This window comes from Halobacillus sp. K22 (assembly GCF_052246795.1).
Taxonomy (GTDB): domain Bacteria; phylum Bacillota; class Bacilli; order Bacillales; family Halobacillaceae; genus Halobacillus.
Window position 1 is genome coordinate 1 of the sequence record NZ_JBQQCN010000065.1, and the last position, 519, is coordinate 519.

Below are 519 nucleotides of genomic sequence, written 5' to 3' on the forward strand. Positions count from 1 at the left end.
GTGCGCCCTTATTCACTTAACTATCGTCGTGAAAAGACGTTGTTTCGTTCGATGTTTCTGTTGAATGTCTTGTCATCACTAGCGTATTAAACGCTATTGATTCCTTATCCAGTTTTCAAGGTTCACACCCATTATTTAGGGTTGAATATAAAACACAAAATTATACTTTGTGTTTAAGTCATTCATTTAAATGGTGGAGCCTAGCGGGATCGAACCGCTGACCTCCTGCGTGCAAAGCAGGCGCTCTCCCAGCTGAGCTAAGGCCCCAGAATTGAATGGTGGGCCTGAGTGGACTTGAACCACCGACCTCACGCTTATCAGGCGTGCGCTCTGACCAACTGAGCTACAGGCCCATCCAATTGTTATGGGATTAAATATTTTTAAATAGTTTAATCTCTCAAAACTGAACAACCAACCAGGTACGTCTTCCGTCCGGTCCAGCTTCCACGACCATCGGTCGTTTCCGCCTTTCCGGTTTCCTTAGAAAGGAGGTGATCCAGCCGCACCTTCCGATACGGC

Annotated in this window: 2 tRNA genes; both read right to left on the reverse strand. The window is 46.4% G+C overall.

Features of this window, described 5'->3' with window-relative positions:
* Nucleotides 1-191 precede the first annotated feature (191 nt).
* Nucleotides 192-267: transfer RNA gene (locus ACTWPM_RS20690), tRNA-Ala, on the reverse strand.
* A gap of 9 nt (nt 268-276) precedes the next feature.
* Nucleotides 277-353, reverse strand: a tRNA-Ile gene (locus tag ACTWPM_RS20695).
* Nucleotides 354-519: the final 166 nt, after the last annotated feature.